Origin of the sequence: Pedobacter sp., assembly GCF_040513095.1 — a bacterium.
GTDB lineage: Bacteria > Bacteroidota > Bacteroidia > Sphingobacteriales > Sphingobacteriaceae > Pedobacter.
In genome coordinates this window covers 1-6,738 of the sequence record NZ_JBEVDX010000153.1, presented here as the reverse complement: position 1 = coordinate 6,738, position 6,738 = coordinate 1, and the positions used below count along the sequence as shown (strand labels likewise).

The 6,738-nt window shown below is 44.5% G+C and carries 3 protein-coding genes; all 3 read left to right on the top strand.

Annotation, left to right across the window (positions count from 1 at the left end; genetic code table 11):
• The first annotated feature begins 7 nt into the window (after positions 1 to 7).
• A complete protein-coding gene (locus ABWY16_RS17125; RefSeq protein WP_353905878.1) occupies positions 8 to 5,077 on the top strand; it encodes a CLIPPER-2 domain-containing protein in 5,070 nt (1,689 codons plus the stop codon).
• Between the two features lie 32 nt (positions 5,078 to 5,109).
• Positions 5,110 to 6,114 (top strand): PorP/SprF family type IX secretion system membrane protein, encoded by a 1,005-nt coding sequence (locus ABWY16_RS17120; RefSeq protein ID WP_353905877.1) that lies wholly within the window; start codon positions 5,110 to 5,112, stop codon positions 6,112 to 6,114.
• 239 nt (positions 6,115 to 6,353) lie between these two features.
• A partial coding sequence (locus ABWY16_RS17115) for a carboxypeptidase-like regulatory domain-containing protein (protein WP_353905876.1) occupies positions 6,354 to 6,738 on the top strand: 385 nt, incomplete at its 3' end.

The following is a 6,738-nucleotide window of genomic DNA, read 5'->3' as shown; positions in this document are numbered from 1 at the left end:
ACCAACAGTGTCTGGAACATTCCCATATACTGTCACTGCAAATGGCGGCTGTACCTCACCACAACTAACCGGTACGATCACGGTAACCCCGAATGCTACACTAGTACTGACTTCAGGAGATGTTGCGCAAACCAAATGTATCAATACAGCAATCTCTGATATTGTTTACACCTTTGCTAACGCAACTGATGCTACAGTAACTGCACTGCCATCTGGCTTAAGAGCAGATATCAGTGCCGGCGGTGTATTCACAATCAGCGGTACACCAACGGTCTCGGGTACATTCCCATATACTGTGACTGCTAACGGCGGCTGTACCTCACCACAACTTACCGGTACAATCACGGTAACCCCGAATGCTACGCTGGTACTGACTTCTGGGCCGGCATCGCAAACCAAGTGTATCAATACAGCGATTGAAAATATCGTTTACACTTTTGCTAATGCTATTGATGCCACAGTAACTGCACTGCCATCTGGCTTAAGAGCAGTTATCAGTGCCGGCGGTGTATTTACAATCAGCGGCACACCAACAGTGTCTGGAACATTCCCATATACTGTCACTGCAAATGGCGGCTGTACCTCACCACAACTAACCGGTACGATCACGGTAACCTCGAATGCTACACTAGTACTGACTTCAGGAAATGTTGCGCAAACCAAATGTATCAATACAGCGATTGAAAATATCGTTTACACCTTCGCTAATGCAACTGATGCTACAGTAACCGCGTTGCCAGCTGGGTTAAGAGGAAATATCAGTGCCGGCGGTGTATTTACAATTAGTGGCACACCAACAGTATCAGGTACATTCCCATATACTGTCACTGCTAACGGCGGCTGTACCTCACCACAACTTTCGGGTACAATCACAGTAACTCCGAATGCTACGCTGGTACTCACTTCAGGTGGTTCTGCACAAACGCCTTGTATCAATACTGCAATTGAGAATATTGTTTACACCTTTACCAATGCAACCACTGCTACCGTTACTGGTTTACCAGCAGGGGTGACCGGTAGGGTGACTGCCGCTGGAGTCATTACGATCAGCGGTACACCAACGGTATCCGGTCCATTCTCTTATACCGTTACTGCTACTGGTGAGTGTGTTTCGGCCAGCCTTGCAGGTACCATCACTGTGAAACCTGATGCAACAATAGTACTGACTTCAGGTGGCACTGCACAAAACCCTTGTATCAATACTGCCATTGAGAATATCGTTTACACCTTTAGTAATGCAACTACTGCTACGGTTACTGGCCTTCCAGCAGGTGTGGCCGGTGGGGTGACTTCTGCTGGAGTCTTTACGATCAGCGGTACACCAACGGTACCTGGTCCATTCTCTTATACGGTAACTGCTACTGGTGAATGCGCTTCGGCCGGCCTTTCAGGTACTATCACGGTGACACCTGATGCGACGATAGTCCTAACTTCAGGTGGTACTGCACAAACCCCTTGCATCAATACAGCAATTGAGAATATCGTTTACACGTTTACAAATGCAACTACTGCTACGGTTACTGGCCTTCCAGCGGGTGTGAGCGGTAGGGTGACTGCCGCTGGAGTCTTTACGATCAGCGGTACACCAACGGTATCCGGTCCATTCTCTTACACTGTAACTGCTACTGGTGAATGTGCTTCGGCCAGCCTTTCAGGCACCATCACGGTGAAACCTATTGCAGGGATAGTCCTGACTTCAGGTGGTACTGCACAAACCCCTTGTATCAATACTGCAATTGACAATATCGTTTACACCTTTACAAATGCAAACAGCGCGAGTGTAAATGGCCTTCCGTCCGGTATTAGCGGAACCATAAGTTCTTCAGGAGTATTCACGATCAGCGGCACACCAACAGTGTCAGGTAGCTTCACATATACTGTAACCGCTAACGGAGACTGTACCTCGCCACAGCTTTCAGGCACGATTACCGTAAAACCAAATACAACACTTGTACTAAGTTCAGGAAACATCAACCAGACGCCGTGTATCAATACTGAGATCATCGATATCGTTTATAACTATGCTAACGCTAATACCGTAACGGTCACCGGTCTTCCGGCTGGAGTTATAGGCAGCATAGGAGCGAATGGAATATTTAGGATCAGCGGAACTCCAACTGTAATCGGTTCATTTGCCTATACTGTTACAGCAAATGGCGATTGCTCTTCACCGATCTTGACGGGTACAATCAATGTGAATCCAAATACTACATTACAATTAACATCAGCCGCTGCAACAAAAGCGCAAACGGTATGTCTAAACTGTGAAATAAGCACAATCACCTATAAAGCAACAAATGCAACTACAGTAACTGCATCGGGATTGCCAACAGGTGTAACATCAACATATGCAAACGGCACATTAACAATTTCCGGATCGCCATCCGTACTTGGAACATTCAATTATATAGTAACTGCAGCAGGAACCTGCTCAACTGAGCAATTAACCGGAGTCATTACTGTAACAGAAAGCCCTGCAATCAAATTAGTAAAAACAGGAGCACTAAGCGCAGATAAAAACACGATCAATTATACGTTTACAGTAACAAACACAGGAAACGTAACCCTGAAAAATCTAACCCTGACAGACGCTAAAATCCCGGGATTAACAATAGCAACAGCTCTGACATTAGCGCCAAACGCAAGCACAACAATAAACGCAGGTTACACAATAATCCAGGCAGAAAAGGATGCCCGCACAGTAAGCAACACAGCAAAAGCAACAGGGCTAAGCCCGGGCAATGCAACAGTTACAGACATCTCCGGAACAAGCCAAACCAGCGATGCGCCAACGGTAATCGCAGTACCGGAAACACCTGCAATAAGATTAGTGAAAACAGGAACCCTAAGCGCGGACAAAAATACGATCAACTATACATTTACGGTAACAAACACAGGAAACGTAACCTTAAAAAACCTAACCCTGACAGACGCTAAAATCCCGGGATTAACAATAGCAACAGCTCTGACATTAGCGCCAAACGCAAGCACAACAGTAAACGCAGTTTACACAATAACCCAGGCAGAAAAAGACGCCCGCACAGTAAGCAACACAGCAAAAGCAACTGGTGTAAGCCCAGGCAATGCAACAGTAACTGATGTCTCCGGAACAAGCCAAATCAGCGATGCGCCAACCGTGATCGCAGTACCGGAAACACCTGCGATAAGACTAGTGAAAACAGGAGTATTAAGCGCAGATAAAAACACAATAAACTACAGCTTCACCATAACAAATACAGGAAACGTAACGTTAAAAAACCTGACACTGAGAGACATCAAAATTCCTGGATTAACAGTAGCAGCAAACCTGACTTTAGCTCCAAATGCAAGCACTACAGTAACTGCAACATATCCAATAACGCAGGCAGAAAAAGATGCCCGCAGAGTAAGCAATACAGCAACAGTAACAGGTGTGAGCCCTGCGAATACTACCGTAACAGATATCTCAGGAACAGACCAAAACAGTGATGCACCAACAGTAATCAGCGTACCACAAACACCATCAATTATCTTAACAAAAATTGCGAGTGGTACCATCCCTTCCGCAATAAACGGCGTGATTACCTACAGTTTGAAAGTAACAAATACAGGAACAGTAACACTTTACAATCTGATAGTGACGGATCCTAACGCGATGATTACAAGTGGTTCGCCGATCGCATCCCTGGCGCCTGATGCAAGCGCAATAGTAACTGCAACTCACAAACTGACACAGGCAGATATAGATGCCGGAAAGGTAATCAACCAGGCCACAGTAAAAGGCACAGACCCAAATAATGGGGAAGTGACAAAAGTATCAGACGATCCTTCAACCACAACACCGGATGATCCAACTGTTACCCCATTGAATCAGTCGGGAGCGATAGGTTTAGTAAAAACAGGAGTTCTGAACAGCAGCTCTACCGGAGTAACATTTACCTTCACCATCACAAATACAGGAAATGTAACCCTCAAAAATATAGTGTTAACTGATCCTATGCTGGGAGGAGAGATAGCGCTCAGCAATACTATATTGGTTCCAGGACAAACCATTTCAGTAAATAAAACGTATACCCTCACTCAGCAGGATAAAAACGCAGGCAAAATAACAAATACAGCAACAGTAAAAGGCATTACCCCAGGCAATACAACAGTAACAGATGTTTCAGGAACAGATCTTCAGAATAACTCACCTACGGTGGTTGTGGTAGAACTTCAGCCGCGTGTTGCTCTGGTCAAAACGGGCGTATTGAGAAGCGATTTTGCTACTATAACATATACATTCCTGATTACGAATACCGGAAATGTAACCCTGACAGAGCTCAACCTCGTTGATACCAAGTTTAGTGGAAGTATATCACTAAGTAAAACTGTACTTGAGCCCGGTGAATCAACAACAACTACAGCTGTATATACCATTACAGATGCAGAAAAAAGAGATGGCAAGGTATTAAACACAGCAACAGTTACAGCAACCAGTCCTTCAGGAAGTCCTGTAAGGGATATCTCAGGTACCCAGTCAACTAATGATGATCCAACACTTCACATTATAGACGATGCGCCACAGGCAATAAATGACAACGGAGAAACAAAGATCAACCAGCCGGTTACAGTCAACCTGGCCGGGAACGACCTGCCTTCATTCAATGGTATTGACAAAGGAAGTATCATAATAACGAAATTCCCGACCAACGGACAAGTGCAGATAAATGGCGACGGAACTATTGTATATACGCCAAACAGAGGATATTCAGGGCCAGATGATTTCAGGTATACCATTAACGACCTGAAAGGAAAAGTAAGCAATGTGGCATTAGTGAATATTACAGTAACACCGATAGATCTGTTTATTCCTAATACCTTTACGCCAAATGGCGACGGTAAAAATGATACTTTCAAAATCATGGGAAGAGAAAGTTTTGACAGCATCAACCTGCTGATATTTAACCGCTGGGGCAACGAGGTTTACCGGAACACAAACTACCTGGATGAATGGGATGGGTCGGGACTGAGTGAAGGCACGTATTATTATATCATTGTGCTGAAAAAAGGAGCCAATGAAGCCACAAGAAAAGGCTGGATATTACTGAAAAGATAACGTTAAAGACTACCAAAGGAAAAAAGGATAAAATGAAGTTTTATAATAGGATATTTTTGTTGATGTGCTTAATCGGTTTATGTGCCGGCAGGAGCACTGCGCAGCAAAATATTCAGTTTTCTCAGTATATATTCAATACACTGAGTGTAAACCCGGCGTATGCCGGCTATAAGGAAGAATGGTTTGTACAGTCTGCATTGAGAAATCAGTGGGTGGGTATCTCCGGAGCTCCTCAAACTGCCCAGATATCTATAGACGGTATCCTTGATCCGCAAACAACCAAACATGGGGTCGGTTTCCAGGTGACAGCCGATAAACTTGGTGCACAATCCTCAGCTTCCGCCACCGCAAATTACGCTTTCCGTTTACAACTTGACGCAGCAGATACCAAAAGGTTAAGTTTTGGTCTGGGGGTAGGTATTGCACAATACAGCTTAAACGGTAATGAACTTACCACAGTGGATGGCAACGACCAGGCTGTTCCACTTGGCACAGCAAGTAATCTCACGCCCGACTTCAGGGCAGGAATATTCTATACAACTCCCTACTGGTATGTAGGGCTTTCGGCGCTGGACCTGCTTTCCAATACAAAATCGGCAGATGACTACAGAAGGAGCACAACCGTGGATGACAATATTGTACGTACAAGGCACCTTTATTTTGTGGCCGGCTCACTGATCAACGTTTCTTCAGACCTGAGGGTGAGGCCAAGCATGATGATCAGGGAAGATTTCAAAGGCCCCACAAACGCCGATTTTAATGTTATGGGTATTTTCAGTGACAGAATATGGCTGGGTGCCGGCTACCGCACTGCGCTGAAAGTCTTCAAGAAAGAATACCAGAATACCGATGTAAGCAGTCAGGCCGCGTTGATAGGTATTGCACAGTTCTACGTAAATGAACGGTTCAGGATAGGGTATTCCTATGATTTCGCAACGTCTAAACTGAGCGGCTACCAAAGCGGCTCACACGAAATCACAGTGGGCATCGCCTTTGGAAAAGCCCCCAAGGCCTCAATTTGTCCCAGAGTATTCTAAGGTTGCAGGGTAATATTGGATAGCTTCAGGGTTTAATCCTAAAATAAATTTTGCAGTTCGGGAAAGTTAATATATTTTTGTCTATCAAATCTATAGATATTATGCTTAATGCACTCACAACATGCTTACCTTCGTATTCTGATCAGCTCTTGTTAATAGCTGATTCAAGCTGTTGTCCTGTTTCAAATATCTGAGTCCACCAATCTGAATATTCCATCCCCATTCCTTTAATTTAATCTATGAAAGTACTCTACCCAACACGCATTGCGTTTATTATTTTGTTATTCTTATTTCAGTTCAACGCTGTACATGCCCAGGAAAGTCAGCTGATCGAAGTATCCGGGATAGTGAACGACCAGGATTCTAAAACGCCGCTTGCAGGGGTAAGCGTAACAATCAAAGGAACAATTGCCGGAACAACTACAGATCAGGCCGGTAAATTTAAACTCCGTTCAAAACTTAAGTTTCCCTTTAAACTTGTGTTTACAAGCGTCGGATTCCAAACCCAGGAATTTGATGTAAAGGAAGCCGGTTCACAGCTAAATATAGAACTGGTTACCCAAACGATTATCGGGAACGAAGTAGTGATCACGGCATCACGCGTGCCCGAAAGCATTCTCAAAT